Source organism: Xanthobacter variabilis (assembly GCF_043831965.2).
In the GTDB taxonomy this organism is placed as follows: domain Bacteria; phylum Pseudomonadota; class Alphaproteobacteria; order Rhizobiales; family Xanthobacteraceae; genus Xanthobacter.
Genome location: NZ_CM195533.1, coordinates 1481082 through 1502163, shown reverse-complemented (window position 1 = coordinate 1502163; position 21082 = coordinate 1481082). Strand labels below are relative to the sequence as shown.

The following is a 21082-nucleotide window of genomic DNA, read 5'->3' as shown; positions in this document are numbered from 1 at the left end:
CAGCTGCGGCGATGGGCTTTTTCCCGCCCTGCGTCGTCTCCACGACATCGCCCCTACCCCGCCATTGCACGGTGCGGTCCCGGTCCCCCTCGACAGGGCCGCGGCATCGAAATGTCAGTGCCCGCCGCGACACGACAAAGCATTGGACGCGCCCGAGCGTGTCGACCTCATTCCATGTGAAGACTTCGCGACACGGATCCTTCCGCCGGCGCACATCCACGGCCATGGTGGCGCCCCTGCCCCTCATCTTCTGTGCCGGGCCGCCAACCACGACTTGCCGCGCTCTTCCGCGGCCATGCGACAGGGCTTCTGCGAATCTGTCGCGTTCCCGACATGCCCTGTGCGCGCCCGTGGCCCTGGGGAATGGAAGATCCTTCAAAGCGCCTATCAGTTCATTGTTTTATTTCCAGAATCCGACGCGACACCACATTGGCACGGTGCTTGCTGATTGCTGTGCGGAGCCAAGGGAAGGGCTCGGAGCAATCTCATGCACATCGTCGTCTGCATCAAACAAGTCCCGGATTCGGCGCAGATCCGCGTCCATCCCGTCACCAACACGATCATGCGGCAAGGCGTGCCGACGATCATCAATCCGTACGATCTCTTCGCCCTCGAAGAAGCCATGCGCCTGCGCGACAAGTTCGGCGGCGAAGTGACCGTGCTGACCATGGGCCCGCCCTCCGCGGAAGACTCGCTGCGCAAGGCGCTCACCTTCGGCGCCGATCGGGCGGTGCTGCTCACGGACCGCTTCTTCGCGGGCTCCGACACGCTGGCGACCTCGTTCGCCCTCGCCACCGCCATCAAGAAGATCGGCGAGACGTGGGGCAAGCCCGAACTGGTCTTCACCGGCAAGCAGACCATCGACGGCGACACCGCCCAGGTCGGCCCCGGCATCGCCAAGCGGCTCGGCCTGATGCAGGTCACCTACGTCGCCAAGGTCGCCGAGTATGACGGCGCCGAAGGCACGGTGACCCTGGAGCGGCGCGCCGAAGGTGGCACGCAGGTGCTGAAGAGCAAGCTGCCGTGCCTCGTCGCCATGCTGGAAGGCACCAACGAGATCCGTCGCGGCACCATGGCCGACGCCCTGCGCGGCGCCCGCGCCGAGATCATCAAGTGGAGCGCCAAGGACGCCGGCGTCGAGGACCTCACCAAGTGCGGCCTCAAGGGCTCCCCCACCATCGTGAAGCGCGTGTTCGCGCCGAGCCCGCGCGCCGAGAAAGCCAAGTTCATCGAGGTCGCCGAGGGCGCTTCGCTGCCCGACGCCTTGATCGAAGAGATCTTCACCCGTCAGCCCGCTCTCGAGGCCGACCTGACAGAGCTCGCACGCGGGTTCTGAGGTTCCGGGACACCACGAGGCATCAAAAAGAAAGAAGCACCCATGAGTGAGCCGAAGAAAACCCCCGCCCCCGCCGCTGGCGGACGCGCAGCCACCAAAAAGGAGCTGCCGGAACACTTCAAGGCGTATAAGCACGTCTGGGTGTTCGTGGAGCAGGAACGCGGCCAGGTCCATCCCGTGTCCTGGGAGCTGATGGGCGCCGGCCGCCGGCTCGCCGACAAGCTCGGCGTCGAGCTCGCCGCCGTCGTGGTGGGTGCTGAAGGCGAGACCATCCGCAATGCGGTGGCCGAATCCTTCTGCTACGGCGCCGACCTCGCTTATGTGTGCGCCGACCCGGCTCTCACGGACTATCGCAACGAGGCCTATACGGCCGCGATGACCAATCTGGTCAACACCTACAAGCCGGAAATCCTGCTGCTGGGCGCCACCACCCTCGGCCGCGACCTCGCCGGCGCCGTGGCCACGACGCTCCTCACAGGCCTCACCGCCGACTCGACCGAGCTGGACGTGGACGCCGACGGCTCGCTGGCCGCCACTCGCCCCACCTTCGGCGGCTCCCTGCTCTGCACCATCTACACCCTGAACTATCGCCCGCAGATGGCCACCGTGCGCCCGCGCGTGATGCCCATGCCCGATCGCGTCGAGAAGCCGATGGGCAAGGTGATCGAGCTGCCGCTCGGCATCACCGAGGCCGACATCGTCACCAAGGTGCTGAACTTCATCCCCGATCGTGAGTCCTCCAAGTCCAACCTCGCTTATGCGGACGTGGTGGTGGCCGGCGGCATGGGCCTCGGCTCGCCCGAGAACTTCCAGCTGGTGCGCCAGCTGGCGCAGGCCATGGGCGCCGAATATGGCTGCTCCCGCCCGCTGGTGCAGAAGGGCTGGGTGACATCCGACCGCCAGATCGGCCAGACCGGCAAGACCATTCGCCCGCGGCTCTACATCGCCGCCGGCATTTCGGGCGCCATCCAGCATCGCGTGGGTGTCGAAGGCGCGGACCTGATCGTCGCCATCAACACCGACAAGAACGCTCCGATTTTCGACTTCGCCCATGTGGGCATCGTGACCGACGCCATCCGCTTCCTGCCGGCGTTGACCGAAGCCTTCCGCAAGCGCCTTTCGGCGCACTCCCGTGACAAGCTGGCCAGCTGAGGATACTCCAATGATCGACGAAAAATTCGACGCGATCGTGGTTGGCGCCGGCATGGCCGGCAACGCCGCCGCGTACACCTTGGCCAAGCGCGGCCTCAAGGTGCTTCAACTGGAGCGCGGGGAGTATTCCGGCTCCAAGAACGTGCAGGGCGCCATTCTCTACGCCGACATGCTCGAGAAGATCGTGCCGGACTTCCGCGAGGATGCGCCCCTGGAGCGCCACCTCATCGAGCAGCGCTTCTGGATGATGGGCGACACCTCCCATGTGGGGCTGCACTATCGTTCCGATGAGTTCAACGAAGAAAAGCCGAACCGCTACACCATCATCCGCGCCCAGTTCGACAAGTGGTTCTCCTCCAAGGTCCGCGAAGCCGGCGCCCTGGTGGTGTGCGAGACCACCGTCACCGAGCTGGTGCAGGACGCCTACGGCAAGGTGATCGGCGTCAAGACCGATCGCGGCGGCGGCCAGATCCATGCCGACGTGGTGGTGCTGGCCGAAGGCGTGAGCGGCCTGCTCGGCACCCGCGCCGGCCTGCGCAAGATCCCCAAGCCCACCGATGTGGCGCTCGCGGTGAAGGAGATGCACTTCCTGCCGCAGGAAGTCATCGAGGAGCGCTTCAACATCAAGGGTAATGAAGGCGCGGTCATCGAGGCCGCCGGCACCATCTCCAAGGGGATGACCGGCATGGGCTTCATCTACACCAACCGGGAGTGCATCTCGCTCGGCATCGGCTGCCTGGTGTCGGACTTCCAGAAGGGCGGCGAAAGCCCCTATACCCTGCTGGAGAAGTTCAAGAAACACCCCTCGGTGGCGCCCCTGATTGAGGGCTCCGAGGTGAAGGAATATGCCGCCCACCTCATTCCCGAGGGCGGCTACAAGGCGATCCCGCAGCTGTTCGGCGACGGCTGGGTGGTGGTTGGCGACGCGGCCCAGCTCAACAACGCCATCCACCGCGAGGGCTCGAACCTCGCCATGACGTCCGGCCGCATCGCCGCCGAGGCCATTTTCCAGGTCAAGTCCCGCAAGGACCCTATGACCGCGGCGAACCTCTCGCTGTACAAGAAGATGCTGGAAGAGTCCTTTGTCATGAAGGACCTCAAGAAGTACAAGGACATGCCGCAGCTTCTGCATGTCCAGTCGCAGAACTTCTTCCTCACATATCCTCAGCTCGTCAACAAGGCGATGCAGAACTTCGTGCGCGTCGACGGCACGCCGAAGAAGGAGAAGGAGAAGCTGACGATGAAGTCGTTCACCTCCGCGCGGTCTTGGGCGGGCCTGTTTGGCGATGCCTTCAAGCTCGCCCGGGCGTGGCGCTGAGGCGGGGCTGATCGGTAAACCTGTCCGCGTCGGGCGAAACCCTCCGGCGCGGACGAGCTGGAACAGCCGGCGCTCAAACCGGTTCACGCCGGCGGCTCCAGCAGTTGTGACGACGCGTTTTCTTCTCGCGAACCGGTATCCACTTCGCTTGAAAACGCTTTAGGGGAGATGGACATGGCAAGCACGGAACCCGCGGTCCGCGTCGAGGACAAACTCTTCCAGAACCGCTATCTGGTGGACGCCGGACGCGCCCACATCAAGGTTCGGTCCCACACCGAGCCGACCCCGGCCCTGAAGGCGCTTCTGACCGCCTGCCCGGCCCGCTGCTACGAGCTGAACGACAAGGGCCAGGTGGAGATCACCGCCGACGGCTGCGTGGAATGCGGCACCTGCCGCATCATCGGCGAGCCCTCGGGCGACATCGAGTGGAACTATCCGCGCGGTGGCTACGGCGTTCTGTTCAAGTTTGGCTGAGCCCGACACGGCCAGCCCCCCACCATTGCCAGACCACGCCGCGCACCATTGAAATGTGCGGCGTGGCGTCGAGTTGCCCGATCCGCTCATCACGGTGAGACGCCGTTATTTCAGTCTCAAACCGCAGCGGATCATTTGAATTGCATTGAAACGTTCATGCATTGTCTCAGCCGCACCGGGCACCTCGCCGGGTGCGGCTGATTTTTTTGCCCCCCAGGCGACGCCAAATGCGACGCCCAAGGCGAGACCAAAGACCACGCTGAAAACCTGGCCAAGGTGATGTTCCGCGCTCGACCGTCGGCGCCTTCCGCCCGCCGACACCGCGACAAACGAGACACGGAAATGCAAAGAGCTGCGACGACAAAGTCATCGCAGCTCTTTGCTGATGCAATCCCCGCCTGAAGGCCCCATGCCCGTGCGCGTCAGCGACGGCGGCCCGGCTCAGCGCACTCCGCCGCCAGCTGGCCTCACTCGATGCCTTCGGAGCGGGCGCGCCACATCATGGCGATGCGGAAGCGTTCATTGATGGCGGCGGGGCTCGCCAGAATCTCGGCTTCCGCCAGATCGAAAGCCGCCTTCACCTTGTCCGCCTCTTCCTGGGTCAGCGTCACCCGGCCGGCCATGTGGGTGGCGTCCGGCGAGACGTCCCAGATCTTGCGGCGATTGGGATGCAGCTTCACCTCCATGAGGTCGAAGGCTTCCAGGGTTCCATCCAGCATGATGGCGAGGCCGACGACCTCGAGCTTGCGTCCATCCGCAGTGGTCTTGATCAATGTAGTCGCCATGGTGATCACCCGTCTTGAATGGCCAGCCAGCTATAGCCCCCCTGGTCCCAGAGCTGAGCCAGCATCTGGTCACAGGTCCAATCTGGATATTGCGCCTTCACGGCATCAAAATCCGAACGAAAACGTTCCGCGTCCTCGCCCTCGATGGCCGCAGTCATCTGCTCGGCCTTAAAGCGAAGCACATAATGTGCTCCGTCGGCGCTGGCCTGAAGGGAATACTCCTCCCCTTCGCAAACCTGCTCCAAAGCATCACCTTGCTCGCCACTCATCTCAGCGCTCCCGGCTTGCCCATCGCTGGCTTGGATCGCGTCTTCCGTTGCCGGCGCCCTCAAGCGGCCGCCGGCGTGTCCTCGGCCAGGCCCCATTCGGCCCAGGAGCCGTCATAGACCGCCGCCGCCTTGCACCCGGTCACGTACAGAGCGAGCGCCAGCACGCACGACACGGTCGCCGAGGCGCAGGTGACGACGATAGGCTTTGCCACATCGAGGCCCGCCGCCGCGAACCGCGCCGCAATGGCCTGCGGCGACACCAGCTCCCCGGTCTCGGGTACGATGAGGTCGCCCCATGGCAGATTCACGGCATTGGGAATGTGGCCGTGCTTCTTGGCCGGGAAGAGATCTTCCTGGCTACCATCGAACTTGGCGGGGCCGCGCGCGTCCACCACCTGCTCGGTTCCGGAGGCAAGGTTCGCGCGCATCTGCGCGATGGTACGCACCAGCTCCGGCGAGAAGGTGGCGCTGAAGCTCTTGGGCTCCGGCCGCACCGGCGACATTTCGGTGGCCCGCTTCTCGGCGGTCCACTTGCCATAGCCGCCATCGAGTACGGCCACCTTATCGTAGCCGAACACGCGGAACATCCACCACACGCGCGCCGCGGCCGAACCACCGCAATTGCGGTCATAGACCACCACGGTGTCACCGTCGCCGATGCCCAGCAGCCCCACCTTCTTGGCGAAGTCGGCGGCAGAGGGCAGCATATGCGGCAGGCCCGTGGACTTGTCGGCCACATGGTCGATGTCGAAATGAACGGCGCCCGGCAAGTGGCGGCCGCGATATTGGGTGCGGCCGTCGAGATTGGTGCTCTCGTGGTGCCAGGTGCAGTCGAGAATCTTGAGATCCGGGTCCGAAAGATGCTCGGTCAGCCATTCAGTGCTGACCAGGGCCCCGGGAAGTGTGGTGGTCATGAGATCACGGGCTCCTTCTCGGCGGGCCGGCACCGCGCCCTTCGCGCGCGCCGGAGATCACGACTGCGGCTGCGCCGCCCCCGGAAAGGAGCGGCGCGGGGCCTTGGCCTCAGCGAACCTTCGGCATCTCAAAGCCGGGACGCGGATGGCTGTCATAGTAATCGGCGCGCTCCGGCCAGCCGCCTTCGGGGTTGAACTTGAAGCTCACCACCTTCACCGGCGCGTTGGTGGAGACGGACACCTCGGTGAACTTGATCTCGCGCGGGCCCGGGCCACAGGAGAAATCGGCCACCACGGTGCCGTCGGCGGTGGTGGCGCGGGCGAAGCCGGGGGTGCCCACGTCATGGCCCGGAACCGGGTTGGCGACAAAGCTGGGAACCTCGGAGCCATCCTCGGAGGGGGTGTTGAACGCCGGAGTGGCAAAGGTGAAGGTGGCGAGCTTGCCGCTACGGTCCACCGCCATGTCGGCGGAGACGGGGCGGGCCACGGAATAGACCGTCAAGGTGCCGCCAGCCAGCAGCTCCTTGATCTCGTCCAGCGACTTCTGGGCGAATTGGGACGCGACGTTCATCTTGCTCTCCAAAGGCAAACGGTTCGCCTTCAGACGATCAAATTCCATGCCAGTTCGCCGTCGCCCCTCATGCCCACCGAGGCCGAACCATCGCGAGCCCTTGCACCGACAGGAGTGGACGAGGCGCGACCCGGGGCCATCGCCCGGCAGCCCCATGGCGCGGGCGCCGCGCCGGGCGCCGGACCCATGTCGGGAAGCCGCCGCAATCCGTAAGAATACGACGTTGTCCGTGTCCGCTTGTCGCCCCTCGGCGCCCACATTGTCAGGAGCGCTCACCGGAGGCGGACCTGTTTCCCTTTCGGGCGAAGGCTTTGCGCCGATTGTCCGGCCGCCGGCGCGGGTGAGCGCGAATCTTGCAAGGCTTCCAAGGACGCAATGCGAAGGACAGTCCATGCTCGACACAGCGATCATCGGCGGCGGACTTTGCGGCCTGGCCCTGGCCCGGCACCTGAAGCGGCAGAACCGCGATTTCGCCATTTACGAGGCGCGCCCCCGCCTTGGCGGTCGCATCCTCACCGTGGTTTCCGCCACCACGGGCGAGGCGCTCGATCTCGGCCCCACCTGGTTCTGGCCGGACACCCAGCCCCTTATCACCGCCTTCCTCTCGGACCTGGGCCTGCCCACCTTCGCCCAGCATGACGAGGGCGCGGTGCTGCACCTGGCCGAGGCCGACAAGGCCGCCCAGCCGCTCGCCACGCCGAACGTCCATGGCGGCGCCCGGCGCGTTGAGGGCGGCGTGAGCCGGCTCATTGCCACCCTGGCGGAGGACCTGCCCGAAGAGGCCATCCACCTTTCGCATGTGCTGGTGGCGGTGGCCGATGCCGGCGACCATGTGAAGCTCACCTTCCGTGCCAACGACGTGCTGATGGTGGTGGAGGCGCGCCATGTGGTGATCGCCCTGCCGCCGCGGCTGGTGGCGGAAACCGTGCGCTTCGAGCCCGAGCTCGATGCCGCCACCCGCGACGCCATGGGCGCCGCCCCCACCTGGATGGCCGCCCAGGCCAAGGTGGCCATCGCCTATAACAAGCCCCATTGGCGCGAGGCGGGCCAATCGGGCAACGCCTTCGTCACCCATGACCAGGCCGTGGTGGGCGAGATCTTCGACGCCTGCGATGCCAGCGGCACCAAGGCCGCCCTCGGCGGCTTCCTCTCTTTCCCCCCGGAGCTGCGCGAGACCTTCGCCGTGGGCCTGCCCCTGCTCATGAAGAGCCAGATGGTACAGGTGTTCGGCAGCGCCCTCGACGGCGACGGCGAGCTGCACTTCCAGGACTGGGCGCGCGAGCCCTTCACCTGCAGCGCCCGCGACCGGGCCGAGCCGGCGGGCGAGCACGTGGCTTTCTCCAATCCCCTGCTGCGGCGCCCCCTGTGGGACGGCCGGCTGCTGCTCGGCGGATCGGAAACGGCGACCCAGGGCGCCGGCTATCTGGAAGGGGCGATCGAGGCCGCCCGGCGGATCGAGCGCTCATTGTCGCGCCTGCGCGCCGCGGAAGCGGAGGATGACGGATTGCCGACCGTCGGCGGCTCCGTCAATGCGGTCAGCCTCGCCCGGTTCGCCGCCTGGGTGGCGGGCCAGAACGATGCCGCCTTCGACGCCTATCGCGTCCGCCTCAACCGGGCGCTGGCGGCGCAGGAGCGCGACCAGCTGGCCCAGCGCGCCATCCTCGGCGCGGTCGAGGACATTTACGACCGCGCCCTCGACATGCTGGACACCCTGCCCCTCGACATGCGCGAGGTGAGCGTGGACAAGGGCCGCTCGGCGCTGATGCCGGACGTGCAGCAGCCGTTCCGCGATTTCATCCAGACCCTCATCGACGATGTGGTGGCGTTCAACCGCACCTCCTGCGCCCTGTCCAATTTCCCGGACGAGCACCACTTGTCGAAGGAGTACATGCAGACAATCTTGAGGGATATCGCCGCCGCATGGCGGGATTTCTCCCTCGCCGCCAATCGCCGCCTGCTGGCCAAGGCCGAAATGGGACGGACGGAACAGGCGGCGCGGCCGGAGCTGGCATCGTGACCCCCACGCGCCAGCACAGCCGCACAGGATCGGAGCCGTGAACGAGGACGCAATGGAAACCGAAGTCGCACAGAACGAAGCCACGGGCGAAGTCGTCGCCTACGCCATCTGCAGCATGAGCGACATCCCGAGCCAGAGGGCGCGGGGGTTTCAACTGGTGCGCCTCGACGAGAACGGCCAGGAGCAGCCGTTCAACATCGTCGTGGTGCGCTGGGGCAAGCAGGTGTTCGGCTATGAGAACATCTGCCCCCACCAGCAGGTGAACCTGGACTGGGAGCGAAACCAGTTCATGGATCCGAACGGCATCCGCCTCATGTGCGGCAAGCACGGCGCCCTGTTCGAGATCGGCACCGGCACCTGCCTCGACGGCCCCTGCAAGGGCGAGGGCCTGACCCCCGTGCCGCTGGCGGTGCTCGACAACGACATCTGCGTGGTCGGCATCCCCCTTGCGGAGGACGTGGATGACGACGATGAGGAGGAAATCACCTCCTGCTCGGATGAGGGCGGCGGCGTCTGAGCCCGCCCGCGCGAACCGGATCCGGATGGGCCGCGCTCGTCCGGATCGAAGGCCTCGGCGAGGCCGTCCAGGCTGTTTCAGCGTTTCTATGAATACTGAAACCGTTGACTTTTTACCGCACTTCATTCCCGGCGCGTCGGTTCCCACCTCGCTCGGAAGCGTCCGCGGTCAATGTGATATCAGGCGCGAATGGCCTAAGGCCGGCCGGCATGACGGCGGCAGAGGCAGCGTCACTTCCGGTGCGGCCGCGGCCGACAGCACGCCCCTCTTTCCCCCCTTCGCGACACGCCGCCTAAAACGAAACGGGGGTGCCAGGCACCCCCGTCGTCCGCGTCGGAGACCGCTTTCGGCGTGGTTCAGACCGGCCGGTTCTCGTTGCGGTTCTTCACCGGCTCCATCACCGCGAGGCCCTGCTCATAGGTGATGGGCTCGAAATTGTCGCTCCAGGCCTGCGCGGCGGCCAGCACCACCTCGGTCTTGCCGGCGGTGTCGAGCTTCTTGGTGTCGTTCTTGTCGATGCTGAGGAGATCGGTCATCTCCTTCCACACCGTGGATTCATCGCACGGCAGCACATAAAACTTCTTGTCGCCGACGGAAACGAGATACTTCTTCAGAAGGTCGATGTTGTTGGCGAAGATGAAGTACTTGCCGTCGGGGCCGAGCGCGTCGCCGAGCACATCGGCCACGTCCTTCAGGAAGGCGAAGTTCTGCACGTAGCCGGCAAGCACCGGAATGGTGTCCTTGCCTTCCTCGCCCACGGTGATCACCTGCTCCATGACGGTTTCCGGCGGGCGCTTCTCATCGGCGAGCTGGGCCTGGAACTTCAGGGCGATGTCCCCACGGAAGCCGAAACGGCCCGGCTTCGTCTGCTGCTTCAGCACGGCGTTGAGCAGGCGGCCTTCCTTTTCCAGCCGGCCGAGGGGGGTTTCGTCGATCGCGGTCATGTCTGGTCTCCGAGTTGTCACGCACGACGCTTCTTGGCACAGGTGGCGCGGCGCACGGCCTGCGCGGACGCAAGCGCGATCCTCATGCAAGTGCTTTGCCGAAGCCGAATGTCGCAAAGACGAAAACGCCGCCCACTCGCACCGGGCACCCCCTCAATCCCGCCGACGACACGGCACCACGCGGCCAACCCCTTGCCGGCTCGCGGTTTCGGGTCCGCCGCCGTCCGCGCACGAGCTGCGACATCGCGCCTCGCACGGACGCCGCGCCGCATCATCCCGGAGCTGTCCGAAACCCAACACGCGTCGGAAACGCAACAGCTGTGTTCCAAAAAATTGATATAAATCAGTTCATTGGCGAATGGCACGCGGATTGCTTGACCTCAACCCAAAGCGTACCAAGCACCGAAGGTCGAGCCGATGATCAATTTGACCGACAGCGCACTGCATGCCGTCCGCGAGGCCATCAGCAGCGCCCCAGAACCCATGGGTGGTCTGCGCATCATGGTCGAGGCGGGCGGATGTGCCGGATACAAGTACATGATGGGCCTCGTCAATGACGGAGAGCCCGACGACACCGTGATCGAGCGCGAAGGCGTGAAGGTGTTCGTGGACATGAACAGTCACGACCTCCTGGCCGGCACCACCATCGACTTCGTGGTGGCCCTGGAAGGCTCGGGCTTCACCTTCGAAAACCCGAACGCCACCTCCAGCTGCTCCTGCGGCAAGTCTTTCGGCTGAGCCCGAACCGGCCGCCCGGCCCCGCCGGGCGCGTCCACCAGAGCCTGAACGAAACGAACCCCTTACGAAGAGGACCGTGCGATGTTGGCCGAGACCGAGGCGCTCAAGACCGAAGAGCACAAGACCAAGTCCGACCGTCAGGCCGAGCGCGAGGCGATCATCCGCGCCGTCATCGAAGAGGTTCGCCCGAACCTGAAGCGCGATGGCGGCGACTGCGAGCTGGTCGAGATCGACGGCAACAAGGTCATGGTCAAGATGACCGGCGCCTGTGTCTTCTGCAAGCTGGCCAGTGAGACCATCGAGGGCATCCAGTCGAAGATCGTGGAGCGCCTGGGTGAGCTGGTGCGCCTCATCCCGGTGGCCGGCAGCCTGAACAAGCCGCTGGTGAACCTGAAGGCCCCCACCCCGGCCCCGACCCCGGCGCAGTGAGCGCCGGGCCGTCCACCGCAGGATCATGAGGGGAGTTGCCGTGTCGCCCGTCTATCTCGACAACAATGCGACGACCCGGACCGATCCGGCGGTGGTGCAGGCCATGCTGCCGTTCTTTTCGGAGCATTTCGGCAACGCCTCCTCCACCCACGTCTTCGGCGAGAAGGTGGGCGAGGCGCTGCGGGCCGCGCGCAAGCAGCTGCAGGCCCTGCTCGGCGCCGCCTATGATCACGAGATCATCTTCACCTCGGGCGGCACGGAATCCGACAATGCAGCCCTCCTCTCCGCTCTTGAGGGTCAGGAGGGGCGCGACGAGATCGTGACCACCAAGGTGGAGCACCAGGCCATCCTCGCCGTGGTGGCGCACCTGGAGAAGACGCGCGGCATCAAGGTCCACCAGATCGGCGTGGACCGCCAGGGCCGGCTGGACATGGACGCCTATGCGGCCGCCCTCGGCCCGCGCACAGCCCTTGCCTCGGTGATGTGGGCGAACAACGAGACCGGCACCCTCTTCCCCGTGAACGAGCTGGCCCAGATGGCCCATGCGGCGGGGGCACTGTTCCACACTGACGCCGTGCAGGCCGTGGGCAAGGTGCCCATGGACCTCAAGTCCATGGAGATCGACATGCTGTCGCTCTCCGGACACAAGCTGCATGGTCCCAAGGGCATCGGCGCGCTCTATGTGAAGAAGGGCGTGAAGTTCAAGCCGCTCATCCGCGGCGGACATCAGGAACGCGGCCGGCGCGGCGGCACGGAGAACGTGCCGGGCATCATCGGCCTCGGCGCCGCGGCGGAACTGGCGCTGGCGCACTTGGAGGAAGAATCCACCCGGGTGAAGGCCCTGCGCGACCGGCTGGAACAGGGCGTGCTGCAGCAGATTCCGCACACTTTGCTCAATGGCGAAGCCGGCAACCGCCTGCCCAACACCGCCAATATCGCCTTTGAATATCTGGATGGCGAAGCGGTCCTCACCCATCTCAACCGGGCCGGCATCGCCACCTCCACCGGCTCCGCCTGCACCTCCGGCTCGACCGAGCCTTCCCATGTGCTGCGGGCCATGGATCTGCCCGCCACCGCGCTCCACGGCGCCATCCGCTTCTCGCTGTCGCGCGAGAATTCGGGGGAGGATGTGGACCGCGTGCTGGAGGTGCTGCCGGACATCATCACCAAGCTTCGGGACATGTCCCCGGCATGGAAGAACCGGCAGGGCGAGCCTGCCTCCTCCCATGCCTGATCCCCTTTTCCCCTTCGCGCGCGGCCCTGCCTCCACGGGCACCGCGCGCTTCCGGAATGACCGCCAGGGGCGCGCCGCGCGCTCCGGCCATGGTCGCAGCGGCGAGTTGAACTCGATCCAGGAGCCCAACGTATGAAAATCATGATTCGCCGTTCCCCGGAGATGGGTCTGTCGATCTATGTCCCGAAGAAGGACCTCGAGGAGCCGATCGTGGAGAGCGAGCACGAAACCCTGTGGGGCGGCTGGATCAAGATCGCCAACGGCTGGGTGCTGGAGCTGCCCGAGATGGCGGCTGACACCTCCCTGCCGATCACCGTGAACGCCCGCAAACGCGGCGAAGACGAGTAAGCACCATGAACCTGCCCCTCCCCCCCGGGGACATCCTCAAGCTCGCCGATGCGGAAGCGGTTCTCGCGGACGTGGCGCGCGAGCTGCCTTCGGGCAACATCGTCCCCTATCTCGGACCCGCCATCAGCGAGGGCGTCAATCCGGCCGTCCCCATGACTCCGGACGCCCTCGCGGCCTTCTTCGCCACCAAGGTGGCTCTGCCGAAGCGCGCCAAGGGCAACCCCTGGGCCTCGGCGCAGCACATCGAGGGCACGAAGCTCCGGGCCACCGTGGTCGCCTTGATGACGGAAGCCTTCACGCCGAAGGTGGAGCCCACCGCGCTCCATCGCCTTCTCGCGTCGCTTCCGCTGCCTGTCATCGTGGACACCTGGTATGACGGGACCATGCGCACGGCGCTCGCCGAGCGCTCGGACTGGGGTGAGGTGCAGGGCATCAGCCGCGCCGGCATCGGCGAGGACCGCTGGTATCGCTTCTACGATGCGGCCGGCGCCGAATCCAACCGCGATGCCGCCGAGAGCTGGAGCACCATTCTCTACACGCCCCACGGCAGCGTCGCGCCCGCCAAGAACTACCTCATCTCCGACGCGGACTATGTGGAAGTTCTGACCGAGATCGACATCCAGACGCCGATCCCCGACATCATCAAGCACCGCCGCACGGAACGGACCTTCCTGTTCCTTGGCTGTCGCTTCCACGACCAGATGCTGCGCAACTATGCGCGGCAGATTTCCAAGCGCTCGCGCACGCCTCACTTCGCGCTGGTGAACCCGGATGAGCTCACCAAGAACGAATTGAAGTTCCTTCTGGAGTACGCCATTACGCCCATCGCCGTTCCCACGCCCCGCGCCATCGAGATCATCATCGAAAACGCCAAGGTCTGAACGCGAAGCTTCCATGGCGGGGCCCGTCTGCGCAGACGGGCCCCGCTTTCTTTTGGCGCCCGCCCTTCGGGCCCCGCCGGCCGCCTCCGTATTTTCCCGGAATGGCGGCGGGCCTTGCGATGAAGTAGAGGGTGCAGTGTCGTGCGCTCCGTTCACTTCCGACGCACGTGTAACTTTTCCAACATGTCATGACCGCCCTGTCCCGCTGTTTGGAACGCGACAGAGCCGCCTTAACATAACCCACTGACAATTTAGACGAATTCTCCGCCGTCCAAGCTGGCACGCGAGTTGCTCCACAAGGCCCAGGATAAGTTTTTGGGATCCTGCTGAGAGCAAGGAGCAGAACCATGGACGCGACGACACAGCACGAGGGCGATGCCATTGGCATGTCCGACAAGCTCGCGGAGATCATGCAGTCGAAGGCCGAGCACCAGGGGTGCGGCACCTCCGGTGGTTCGGGCAAGGCCAGCTGCGGCTCGTCCGCCGGCCAGGGCGACCTGCCCACCGAGATCTGGGAGAAGGTGAAGAACCATCCCTGCTACTCGGAAGAGGCGCACCATCACTACGCCCGCATGCACGTTGCCGTGGCCCCCGCCTGCAACATCCAGTGCAACTACTGCAATCGCAAGTATGACTGCGCCAATGAGAGCCGCCCCGGCGTCGTCTCCGAGAAGCTGACCCCCGAGCAGGCCGCCAAGAAGGTGCTGGCCGTGGCCTCCACCATTCCGCAGATGACCGTGCTCGGCATCGCCGGCCCGGGCGACCCGCTCGCCAACCCGGAAAAGACCTTCAAGACCTTCGAGCTGATCAACAAGACCGCTCCGGACATCAAGCTGTGCCTGTCCACCAACGGCCTGGCCCTGCCCGACCATGTGGAGACCATCGCCGGTTTCAACGTCGACCACGTGACCATCACCATCAACATGGTGGACCCGGAAGTCGGCGCGAAGATCTATCCGTGGGTGTTCTGGAAGCACAAGCGCTATACCGGCTACGAGGCGGCCAAGATCCTCACCGATCGCCAGCTTCAGGGCCTGGAAATGCTCACCGAGCGTGGCATCCTGTGCAAGATCAACTCGGTCATGATCCCCGGCATCAACGACAACCACCTGGTTGAAGTGAACCGGGCCGTGAAGTCGCGCGGCGCCTTCCTGCACAACATCATGCCCCTCATCTCCTCGCCCGAGCACGGCACGGTGTTCGGCCTCAACGGCCAGCGCGGCCCGACCGCCCAAGAGCTGAAGGCGCTCCAGGACCGGTGCGAGGGCGAGATGAACATGATGCGTCACTGCCGCCAGTGCCGCGCCGACGCCGTGGGCCTCCTGGGCGAGGACCGCTCGGCCGAGTTCACCACCGACAAGATCATGGCCATGGAGGTCAATTACGACCTTGAGAGCCGCCAGGCCTACCAGGCCCTGGTGGAGGAAGAGCGCGTCGCCAAAGTGGCCGCCAAGCAGCAGGAGCTTGAGAGCCTCGCCGGCGAGCAGAGCGACATCAAGCTCCTGGTCGCGGTCGCCACCAAGGGCTCGGGCCTGGTGAACGAGCACTTCGGCCACGCCAAGGAGTTCCAGGTGTGGGAGCTCTCCACCGCCGGTGCCAAGTTCGTCGGCCACCGCCGCGTGGACCTCTACTGCCAGGGCGGCTACGGCGAGGAAGACTCGCTGGAAACCATCATCCGCGCCATCAACGACTGTCACGCGGTGTTCGTGGCGAAGATCGGCGGCTGCCCGAAGGCGGACCTCATCAAGGCCGGCATCGAGCCCGTGGACCAGTTCGCCCACGAGTTCATCGAGAAGTCGGCCATCACCTGGTTCAAGGACTACCTGGCCAAGGTGAAGAGCGGCGAGATCGAGCACACCGTGCGCGGTGACGCCGAAATCCGCCAGGGCGCCCTCATCAGCGCCGCCTGAAGCTTCCCATCGGATCGGACCGGGGCATTCCGCGCGAATGCCCCGGCTCCAGCGCAAAGCCAACAGAGGACCAAGCCATGGCGCTGAAGATCGTCGCCTCGCAATGCACCAGCTGCTCGGCCTGCGAGCCGGAATGCCCCAACGTGGCCATCTTCGAGAAGAACGGCACGTTCGTGATCGATCCCGCGAAGTGCACCGAGTGCATCGGCCACTATGACGCGCCCCAGTGCGCCGCGGTGTGCCCCGTGGACGACACCTGCATCATCGACAATTCCTACCCCCGCTATCAGCCGCCCGCATAGGACCCGCGCCGATGAACTTCTCTCTCACGCCCGCCGCCAAGCGCTTCATCCGCCTCATGATCATGAGCGACGGCGGCCCCGGCGCCGGGTTCCGCATGGCGGTGTCGCCGGGCGGATGCTCGGGCCTCAATGCCGAGATCGCGGTGCTGCCGGAACCCACCCCGGGCGACGCCGTGGTGGAGCGCGAAGGCCTCAAATTCTTCCTGCCGGCTGAAAGCCGGCTGCTGCTGGACGGCGTGACGGTGGACTTCACCGACACCCCCGCCAAGACCGGCCTCGTGTTCCACGACCCGAAGGCCACCGGCACCTGCTCCTCGCACGCGCACTGAGCGCGGCGGGATCAGCGGATCGACGAGGATGGGGATGAAGGCGGCCGAATTGGACGACGATCCGGACGCCCTCACCCCCGAGGCGCTGCTGGCCAGCGCCGTGATGGGTGGGGGTCTGCCCGCCGCGGCGCAGGAGCACCTGGAACAGGCCGGGCTCTCCTACCAGCAGTCCGAGGTGGCACTGCGCCATCTGAAGGCGGCGCAGGACATCGCCCCGGATCATGCGGCGGTGCTCATCGGGCTCTACCGCTTCTATTTCTACAAGGGCCGGCTGCAGGAGTGCCTTGGCGTCGCCCGCCAATGCCTTGCCAAGGCTCAGCGCGAAACCAACCTGCCGGCCGACTGGCGCGACATTCGGCCGACGGACGCGGAGTTCAACCGGTATGACCGGCTGATGCCGCGCTTCTTCATGTTCACGTTGAAGGGCTACGCCTACCTCAACATGCGCCTGGGTGAGCTGGAGGAAGGCCGCGCGGCGGCCGAGAAGCTCCTGGAACTCGACCCTTCCGACAAGATCGGGGCCCGCCTGTTGATCGACGTGCTGAACCGGGCCGAAGCCGCCCGAGCGGAGCAGGACGATGACTGACGACATCGACGAGGCCAAGAACTGGCTCGGTGACGACATCGACTGCGCGCGCTGCGCCCATGTGGACATGCTGGCCACGGGCAAGTGCCGCCTGAAGCACGCCTGCGTCAATGATCGCTACGCCCGGCGCATCGACCGCTTCTTCAACTGGAACCCCGAGCTCGCCAACGGCTATGTCCGGCATGAGCATTTCGAGGTGCGCGCCATTTCCGCCAAGCACGCGGACGTGTTCGTGCTGCCGCCCTTGCTGGACGACCCCGAGGAGACGGTGCGCTGGAACGCCGCGCGACGTCTGCCCAAGCGCCTGATCCTGCGCCTGCGCAACGATCCGCACCGCGAGGTGCGCATTCGCCTAGTCTCGCTGCTGGAGGATTCCGAGCTGATCCCCATGCTGGCGGATCCGGATTACTATGTGCGCCTGGTCGTGGCCCGCCGCGTCGCCCCGCCTCTGCTCTCGCGCCTCATCAATGACGAAGAGGAGCAGGTGCGCAAGGTGGTCGCCCAGCGCCTCCCGGCCGAGTGGCTGCCGAACATGATGACGGACCCCAATCCCATGGTCCGTCTGGAGGTAGCCCAGCGCCTGCCGGCGGACCTTCTCTCCGGGCTGATCCGCGACCCCGATTGGCGGGTGCGTCATGAGGTGGCCAACCGCATCGGCCTCGACCACATCGAGCCGCTCCTGGAAGACCCCGACGATTTCGTTCGTGAAGTGGCCCGCACGCGCCAGGCCGGCGGGCAGCCACTGATGAAGGAGATGCCACGATGAGCAATATTGTTCGCGACAGCGACGTTGTGGAGATTTCCGAGCCGCCTTATTTCTCCTTCGGAGAGAAGGTGAAGGCCAAGCGAGTGATCCGCAACGACGGCACTTATGCCGGCAAGGAGATCGGCGAAGTCCTCGCCCGCAAGGGCGAGATTGGCTATATCGTCTCCATCGGCACATTTCTCCAGCAGTTCTACATTTACGGCGTCGAATTCACCGAGAGCGGCAACCGCGTCGGCATGAAGCGCAAAGAGCTTGAGCCCACCACCCCGCGGGATGAAGAAGACATTCCCCTGCCCGGAGTACCCAGCGCATGATGTTCGACACCCGCCTTCCCAAATATGACTGGGGCATGAAGGTCAAAACCCTCATTGAGCTGCGCAATGACGGTTCCTTCCCGGATGCTCCGGCGGATGCGCTGCTGGTGGGCCTTGGCTCCGTGGGCGAGATCGTCCAGGTGGGCAACCATACGGAAACCAACACACCCATCTACCTGGTGGAGTTCAACGAGAACATGGTGATCGGCTGCCTTGAGGAAGAGATCGAGCCGGCGTGAGCGGCCGATCCCCTTAAGCGCACCGCGAGAGAGGCGCGAGAGTGCGGCCATGACGCAGTCCCCTCATCCCAACGATTTCGATCGCCGGAGGATCGAGCGGACGATCCAGGGCCGCAAGCGCTACCGCTATGTGGAACCGCGGGTGCTCGCCGTGGCCGAGGGCTACCGCATCGAGAGCGCCTGCTGCTCGCGCAACGTGGACCCGGAGGGCGGTGTCGTGGACATCGCCCTGCTCCGCTTCGATGCCGACAACGGCACTTGGCATCTTTTTCGCAAGAACCACCAAAGCAAGAGTTGGGAACTCGACAGCACCCATGCGCGGCTCATCGAGCTGCTCCAGCTCCTGAACGAAGATCGTGAGCGCAAGTTCTGGCAATAGGCGCGCCGCCTGTTGCCATCCGGCGGCTTCCCCGCCACAGCGGAGTGTTGGGACATGGCAGTGAGCGACACCGATTTGTCGGAAATCGAAAAGGTGCTGACGGCGGAGGAGCTCACCGCGTCCGCCTTCTCCGAGCTGCGCCAGCGCCTGCCGAAGCTCTCCTGGACCCGCTGCGACGCCACCGACGTGACCGAGGAGCCGTTCCGCAGCTTCCCGGTCTACGACATCCACCTCATCGACACCGCCGACCATTGCGTGGTGCTCACCACCGATCCCAGCCGCGCCACCGGCGTCATCCTGGCCAAGAAGAACTGACAATAAAAACGGACAAAGGAGCCCGGTGCGATGATGGACATGGACGACGATCTTGTCGCAGACCTGACGGACGACACCGAGGAGAGCGGCGCGGAAGCCGCTGCCATTCCCCTGTCGGACCCCGACATCACCGTTAGCGAGCTGGAGGCGGTCAATCTCGCGCTGCAGGCCCCGCGCCTGTCGTCCGGCCCCACGGTCGAGGCTTTCGAGCACGCATTTTCCTCCTATCTCGGCCGCAAATATGCGGTGGCCGTGCCCAGCGGCACCATGGGCCTCCTGCTGACCCTGCACGCCTATGGCATCGGCCCCGGCGACGAGGTGATCGCCTCGCCCTATTCCTTCCGCGAGACCACCCACGCCATCAGCCTCGCCGGCGCGCGGCCCGTGTTCGCCGACATCGACTACTGGGCCGGCACCCTGGTTCCTGAAAAGGCCGCGGCGCGGATCACCGAGAAGACCAAGGCGATCGTCGCCTCCAACAATAACGGTCATCCTGCCGCGTGGGACGGGCTGAAGGAGCTCGCCAGGGCCAACCATCTCATCCTGATCGAGGATTCCACGGAGGCCATCGGCTCGCGCTACAAGGACGCGCTGGTGGGCACGTTCGGCGACACGTCGGTGTTCGATTTCTCCCAGCCCTCGCCCCTCATCTGCGGCGAAGGCGGAATGGTGGTCACCGACGACATCGACGTGGCGGTGGCCCTGCGGCGCTATCGCTCGCACCGCCTCGACGAGCGCTCCTCGGTGGTGGTGAGCATGACGGCGCCCTACCAGGCGCCCATGAGCAACATCACCGCCGCCCTCGGCCTGGCCCAGCTCGAGCGCCTGGAAGAAATTCTGGAGCGACGGCGCTATGTGGAGCACCTCTACTACAAGTATGTGCAGTCTTTCGAGGGCATCAAGCCGCCCTTTACCGCCCCCGAGGTGACCGAGGTGCATTGGTTCCTGTTCCTGGTGCACCTGGGAACGCGCTTTTCCAAGTCCAGCCGCGACGCCATCGTCGACGACCTGAAGGTCGAGAAGGTGGAATCCGCGGCTTATTCCAACCCGCTGCACCTCCAGCGCCACTATTTCGATCTCGGCTATCGCCGGGGTGACTTTCTCGTCACGGAAAAGGTCGCGGACCGCGCCATCGCGCTGCCGTTCCACACCCACCTCACCGAGGACGAAATCGAGTTCATCGTCGCAACGATGAAGGATGCCTCAATCAACGTAGGGGCGGGATCCGCCATCTACTAGGCACCAACAACACGCACCCAATAATATTTGGAAATGACAGGAGTCGTTGATGTCCAGCGTGAGCATTAAGGTTATGCCCCTCGGAAAGACGGTCGAAGCCACCGAAGGCGCGAACCTGTTCGAGATCCTCGCCACGGTCGAGCCGCGCCTGCTCGACCGCCAGAAGGATGACAAGGACGGCAGCTATTCTCACGTCTTCGTTCAGGAGGGCCGCAAGGGCCTCTCGAAGACCAGCCGCGAAGAGAATGAGAAGCTGGACACCATCGTTGGCGTCGGCTCCAAGTCTCGCCTCGCCTCGATGATCACCGTGCTCGGCACCGAGAATGTCACGGTGGAGCTGCTCGGCTTCGACTACGCCGGCCTTTGAGTCCGGCTCTCCGACAGGCCAGCCGGCGGACGCCGAAAGCGCCCCCGGCTGAGCCGGATGGCTCCCGATCGGGGCCGCACGCTACTTGACATGACCGCCTTGCGCCGCAGGCGCCCGGTATCCAGGAGCGGGACTCCTATGGGGGCCCAAGCTCCTGGCGCCGGACCAGATCCGGTGTCGAGCCGCCCCCGGACAAACGTCGGCGCGCATTCAGCTTCGCCGCCATCGCCCTGGTCTCGATTTTGCTTGGAATTCTTCTGCGGGACCGACCGCTGCCCGTCCCTACGGGCCGTCGCATTGCCGCTTCACGAGTGAAACGAAGGTCGAGAGCGTTTTGCTTCAGCGCCCTTCGCGTCAGGAACTTGCTTCGCGTCAAGAACCTGAGACGTTCAGGAGGCGCAACCCCCGC

The 21082-nt window shown here is 65.4% G+C and carries 27 protein-coding genes; 22 read left to right on the top strand and 5 right to left on the bottom strand.

All coding sequences use genetic code 11. From position 1 onward, the window contains the following. Positions 1–487: 487 nt before the first annotated feature. The 4 genes from V5F26_RS06585 (at position 488) to V5F26_RS06570 (ending at position 4280) form a co-directional block, all read left to right on the top strand. The gene (locus V5F26_RS06585; RefSeq protein ID WP_234053795.1) at positions 488–1336 is read left to right on the top strand and encodes an electron transfer flavoprotein subunit beta/FixA family protein; all 849 of its coding nucleotides are present in this window, start codon (positions 488–490) and stop codon (positions 1334–1336) included. 42 nt (positions 1337–1378) lie between these two features. Then, on the top strand, positions 1379–2488 hold the full coding sequence (locus tag V5F26_RS06580; protein ID WP_394946962.1) for an electron transfer flavoprotein subunit alpha/FixB family protein: 1110 nt from the start codon (positions 1379–1381) through the stop codon (positions 2486–2488). 10 nt (positions 2489–2498) lie between these two features. Further along, positions 2499–3806, top strand: a complete 1308-nt coding sequence (locus tag V5F26_RS06575; RefSeq protein WP_234053797.1) for an FAD-dependent oxidoreductase — start codon at positions 2499–2501, stop codon at positions 3804–3806. Between the two features lie 174 nt (positions 3807–3980). Beyond that, positions 3981–4280: a ferredoxin family protein gene (locus V5F26_RS06570; protein ID WP_234053798.1), complete on the top strand. Its 300-nt coding sequence runs from the start codon at positions 3981–3983 to the stop codon at positions 4278–4280. Positions 4281–4747: 467 nt separating this feature from the next. On the opposite strand, the gene V5F26_RS06565 is transcribed toward V5F26_RS06570, so the two are convergent. The 4 genes from V5F26_RS06565 to V5F26_RS06550 form a co-directional block, all read right to left on the bottom strand. Next, positions 4748–5065 carry a hypothetical protein gene (locus V5F26_RS06565; protein WP_234053799.1) on the bottom strand — a complete coding sequence of 106 codons (318 nt, stop codon included), beginning with the start codon at positions 5063–5065 and terminating at the stop codon, positions 4748–4750. A gap of 5 nt (positions 5066–5070) precedes the next feature. Beyond that, a complete protein-coding gene (locus V5F26_RS06560; RefSeq protein WP_394058662.1) occupies positions 5071–5334 on the bottom strand; it encodes a hypothetical protein in 264 nt (87 codons plus the stop codon). A 59-nt stretch (positions 5335–5393) separates the two neighbouring features. Next, on the bottom strand, positions 5394–6248 hold the full coding sequence (locus V5F26_RS06555; RefSeq protein WP_394946961.1) for a sulfurtransferase: 855 nt from the start codon (positions 6246–6248) through the stop codon (positions 5394–5396). A 109-nt stretch (positions 6249–6357) separates the two neighbouring features. Beyond that, a complete protein-coding gene (locus V5F26_RS06550; protein WP_370640792.1) occupies positions 6358–6819 on the bottom strand; it encodes a hypothetical protein in 462 nt (153 codons plus the stop codon). Positions 6820–7210: 391 nt separating this feature from the next. Between V5F26_RS06550 and V5F26_RS06545 the strand changes: the two genes are divergently transcribed. Both V5F26_RS06545 and V5F26_RS06540 read left to right on the top strand, forming a co-directional pair. After that, positions 7211–8836 (top strand): flavin monoamine oxidase family protein, encoded by a 1626-nt coding sequence (locus tag V5F26_RS06545; RefSeq protein WP_394946960.1) that lies wholly within the window; start codon positions 7211–7213, stop codon positions 8834–8836. Positions 8837–8888: 52 nt separating this feature from the next. Beyond that, complete coding sequence (locus V5F26_RS06540) at positions 8889–9353, top strand: Rieske (2Fe-2S) protein (protein ID WP_234053937.1); 465 nt, start codon at positions 8889–8891, stop codon at positions 9351–9353. Positions 9354–9709: 356 nt separating this feature from the next. Here the strand turns inward: V5F26_RS06540 and V5F26_RS06535 are convergent, their stop codons facing one another. Then, complete coding sequence (locus tag V5F26_RS06535) at positions 9710–10297, bottom strand: hypothetical protein (protein WP_394058667.1); 588 nt, start codon at positions 10295–10297, stop codon at positions 9710–9712. 417 nt (positions 10298–10714) lie between these two features. On the opposite strand from V5F26_RS06535, the gene V5F26_RS06530 reads away from it, so the two are divergent. The 16 genes from V5F26_RS06530 (at position 10715) to V5F26_RS06455 (ending at position 20673) form a co-directional block, all read left to right on the top strand. Further along, positions 10715–11035: a HesB/IscA family protein gene (locus V5F26_RS06530; protein ID WP_234053805.1), complete on the top strand. Its 321-nt coding sequence runs from the start codon at positions 10715–10717 to the stop codon at positions 11033–11035. Between the two features lie 81 nt (positions 11036–11116). Then, positions 11117–11464, top strand: a complete 348-nt coding sequence (locus tag V5F26_RS06525) for a NifU family protein (protein ID WP_394058669.1) — start codon at positions 11117–11119, stop codon at positions 11462–11464. 40 nt (positions 11465–11504) lie between these two features. Then, entirely contained in the window at positions 11505–12698 is a 1194-nt protein-coding gene (nifS, locus tag V5F26_RS06520) for a cysteine desulfurase NifS (RefSeq protein WP_394058790.1), read from the top strand. 132 nt (positions 12699–12830) lie between these two features. After that, positions 12831–13046: a putative nitrogen fixation protein NifT gene (gene nifT / locus V5F26_RS06515; RefSeq protein ID WP_234053808.1), complete on the top strand. Its 216-nt coding sequence runs from the start codon at positions 12831–12833 to the stop codon at positions 13044–13046. A gap of 5 nt (positions 13047–13051) precedes the next feature. Then, positions 13052–13927 carry an SIR2 family NAD-dependent protein deacylase gene (locus V5F26_RS06510; protein WP_394946959.1) on the top strand — a complete coding sequence of 292 codons (876 nt, stop codon included), beginning with the start codon at positions 13052–13054 and terminating at the stop codon, positions 13925–13927. A gap of 347 nt (positions 13928–14274) precedes the next feature. Beyond that, positions 14275–15837 (top strand): nitrogenase cofactor biosynthesis protein NifB, encoded by a 1563-nt coding sequence (gene nifB, locus V5F26_RS06505; protein WP_234053810.1) that lies wholly within the window; start codon positions 14275–14277, stop codon positions 15835–15837. 77 nt (positions 15838–15914) lie between these two features. Continuing rightward, on the top strand, positions 15915–16139 hold the full coding sequence (locus V5F26_RS06500; RefSeq protein WP_234053811.1) for a 4Fe-4S binding protein: 225 nt from the start codon (positions 15915–15917) through the stop codon (positions 16137–16139). Between the two features lie 11 nt (positions 16140–16150). Further along, on the top strand, positions 16151–16468 hold the full coding sequence (locus V5F26_RS06495; RefSeq protein ID WP_234053812.1) for a HesB/IscA family protein: 318 nt from the start codon (positions 16151–16153) through the stop codon (positions 16466–16468). 34 nt (positions 16469–16502) lie between these two features. Then, positions 16503–17054, top strand: a complete 552-nt coding sequence (locus V5F26_RS06490) for a hypothetical protein (protein ID WP_394058672.1) — start codon at positions 16503–16505, stop codon at positions 17052–17054. Beyond that, positions 17047–17820, top strand: a complete 774-nt coding sequence (locus V5F26_RS06485; RefSeq protein WP_394946958.1) for a 4Fe4S-binding leucine-rich repeat protein — start codon at positions 17047–17049, stop codon at positions 17818–17820. The genes V5F26_RS06490 and V5F26_RS06485 overlap by 8 nt, the downstream gene beginning before the upstream one ends. Beyond that, the gene (locus V5F26_RS06480) at positions 17817–18134 is read left to right on the top strand and encodes a nitrogen fixation protein NifZ (RefSeq protein ID WP_394058676.1); all 318 of its coding nucleotides are present in this window, start codon (positions 17817–17819) and stop codon (positions 18132–18134) included. Before V5F26_RS06485 ends, V5F26_RS06480 begins: the two co-directional genes overlap by 4 nt. After that, on the top strand, positions 18134–18373 hold the full coding sequence (locus tag V5F26_RS06475; protein ID WP_394947096.1) for a nitrogen fixation protein NifZ: 240 nt from the start codon (positions 18134–18136) through the stop codon (positions 18371–18373). Before V5F26_RS06480 ends, V5F26_RS06475 begins: the two co-directional genes overlap by 1 nt. A gap of 49 nt (positions 18374–18422) precedes the next feature. Beyond that, complete coding sequence (locus V5F26_RS06470; protein ID WP_234053816.1) at positions 18423–18752, top strand: DUF3024 domain-containing protein; 330 nt, start codon at positions 18423–18425, stop codon at positions 18750–18752. A gap of 54 nt (positions 18753–18806) precedes the next feature. Beyond that, complete coding sequence (locus tag V5F26_RS06465; protein ID WP_234053817.1) at positions 18807–19067, top strand: DUF6129 family protein; 261 nt, start codon at positions 18807–18809, stop codon at positions 19065–19067. Positions 19068–19100: 33 nt separating this feature from the next. Continuing rightward, complete coding sequence (locus tag V5F26_RS06460; RefSeq protein ID WP_394947095.1) at positions 19101–20306, top strand: DegT/DnrJ/EryC1/StrS family aminotransferase; 1206 nt, start codon at positions 19101–19103, stop codon at positions 20304–20306. 49 nt (positions 20307–20355) lie between these two features. After that, a complete protein-coding gene (locus V5F26_RS06455; RefSeq protein ID WP_234053819.1) occupies positions 20356–20673 on the top strand; it encodes a ferredoxin in 318 nt (105 codons plus the stop codon). Positions 20674–21082: the final 409 nt, after the last annotated feature.

What these genes read in the sequence shown, in the direction of transcription:
- V5F26_RS06585 (WP_234053795.1), top strand. Translation starts at nt 488, where the DNA reads ATGCACATCGTCGTCTGCATCAAACAAGTCCCGGATTCGGCGCAGATC.
- V5F26_RS06580 (WP_394946962.1), top strand. Translation starts at nt 1,379, where the DNA reads ATGAGTGAGCCGAAGAAAACCCCCGCCCCCGCCGCTGGCGGACGCGCA.
- V5F26_RS06575 (WP_234053797.1), top strand. Translation starts at nt 2,499, where the DNA reads ATGATCGACGAAAAATTCGACGCGATCGTGGTTGGCGCCGGCATGGCC.
- V5F26_RS06570 (WP_234053798.1), top strand. Translation starts at nt 3,981, where the DNA reads ATGGCAAGCACGGAACCCGCGGTCCGCGTCGAGGACAAACTCTTCCAG.
- V5F26_RS06565 (WP_234053799.1), bottom strand. Translation starts at nt 5,065, where the DNA reads ATGGCGACTACATTGATCAAGACCACTGCGGATGGACGCAAGCTCGAG.
- V5F26_RS06560 (WP_394058662.1), bottom strand. Translation starts at nt 5,334, where the DNA reads ATGAGTGGCGAGCAAGGTGATGCTTTGGAGCAGGTTTGCGAAGGGGAG.
- V5F26_RS06555 (WP_394946961.1), bottom strand. Translation starts at nt 6,248, where the DNA reads ATGACCACCACACTTCCCGGGGCCCTGGTCAGCACTGAATGGCTGACC.
- V5F26_RS06550 (WP_370640792.1), bottom strand. Translation starts at nt 6,819, where the DNA reads ATGAACGTCGCGTCCCAATTCGCCCAGAAGTCGCTGGACGAGATCAAG.
- V5F26_RS06545 (WP_394946960.1), top strand. Translation starts at nt 7,211, where the DNA reads ATGCTCGACACAGCGATCATCGGCGGCGGACTTTGCGGCCTGGCCCTG.
- V5F26_RS06540 (WP_234053937.1), top strand. Translation starts at nt 8,889, where the DNA reads ATGGAAACCGAAGTCGCACAGAACGAAGCCACGGGCGAAGTCGTCGCC.
- V5F26_RS06535 (WP_394058667.1), bottom strand. Translation starts at nt 10,297, where the DNA reads ATGACCGCGATCGACGAAACCCCCCTCGGCCGGCTGGAAAAGGAAGGC.
- V5F26_RS06530 (WP_234053805.1), top strand. Translation starts at nt 10,715, where the DNA reads ATGATCAATTTGACCGACAGCGCACTGCATGCCGTCCGCGAGGCCATC.
- V5F26_RS06525 (WP_394058669.1), top strand. Translation starts at nt 11,117, where the DNA reads ATGTTGGCCGAGACCGAGGCGCTCAAGACCGAAGAGCACAAGACCAAG.
- nifT (WP_234053808.1), top strand. Translation starts at nt 12,831, where the DNA reads ATGAAAATCATGATTCGCCGTTCCCCGGAGATGGGTCTGTCGATCTAT.
- V5F26_RS06510 (WP_394946959.1), top strand. Translation starts at nt 13,052, where the DNA reads ATGAACCTGCCCCTCCCCCCCGGGGACATCCTCAAGCTCGCCGATGCG.
- nifB (WP_234053810.1), top strand. Translation starts at nt 14,275, where the DNA reads ATGGACGCGACGACACAGCACGAGGGCGATGCCATTGGCATGTCCGAC.
- V5F26_RS06500 (WP_234053811.1), top strand. Translation starts at nt 15,915, where the DNA reads ATGGCGCTGAAGATCGTCGCCTCGCAATGCACCAGCTGCTCGGCCTGC.
- V5F26_RS06495 (WP_234053812.1), top strand. Translation starts at nt 16,151, where the DNA reads ATGAACTTCTCTCTCACGCCCGCCGCCAAGCGCTTCATCCGCCTCATG.
- V5F26_RS06490 (WP_394058672.1), top strand. Translation starts at nt 16,503, where the DNA reads ATGAAGGCGGCCGAATTGGACGACGATCCGGACGCCCTCACCCCCGAG.
- V5F26_RS06485 (WP_394946958.1), top strand. Translation starts at nt 17,047, where the DNA reads ATGACTGACGACATCGACGAGGCCAAGAACTGGCTCGGTGACGACATC.
- V5F26_RS06480 (WP_394058676.1), top strand. Translation starts at nt 17,817, where the DNA reads ATGAGCAATATTGTTCGCGACAGCGACGTTGTGGAGATTTCCGAGCCG.
- V5F26_RS06475 (WP_394947096.1), top strand. Translation starts at nt 18,134, where the DNA reads ATGTTCGACACCCGCCTTCCCAAATATGACTGGGGCATGAAGGTCAAA.
- V5F26_RS06470 (WP_234053816.1), top strand. Translation starts at nt 18,423, where the DNA reads ATGACGCAGTCCCCTCATCCCAACGATTTCGATCGCCGGAGGATCGAG.
- V5F26_RS06465 (WP_234053817.1), top strand. Translation starts at nt 18,807, where the DNA reads ATGGCAGTGAGCGACACCGATTTGTCGGAAATCGAAAAGGTGCTGACG.
- V5F26_RS06460 (WP_394947095.1), top strand. Translation starts at nt 19,101, where the DNA reads ATGGACATGGACGACGATCTTGTCGCAGACCTGACGGACGACACCGAG.
- V5F26_RS06455 (WP_234053819.1), top strand. Translation starts at nt 20,356, where the DNA reads ATGTCCAGCGTGAGCATTAAGGTTATGCCCCTCGGAAAGACGGTCGAA.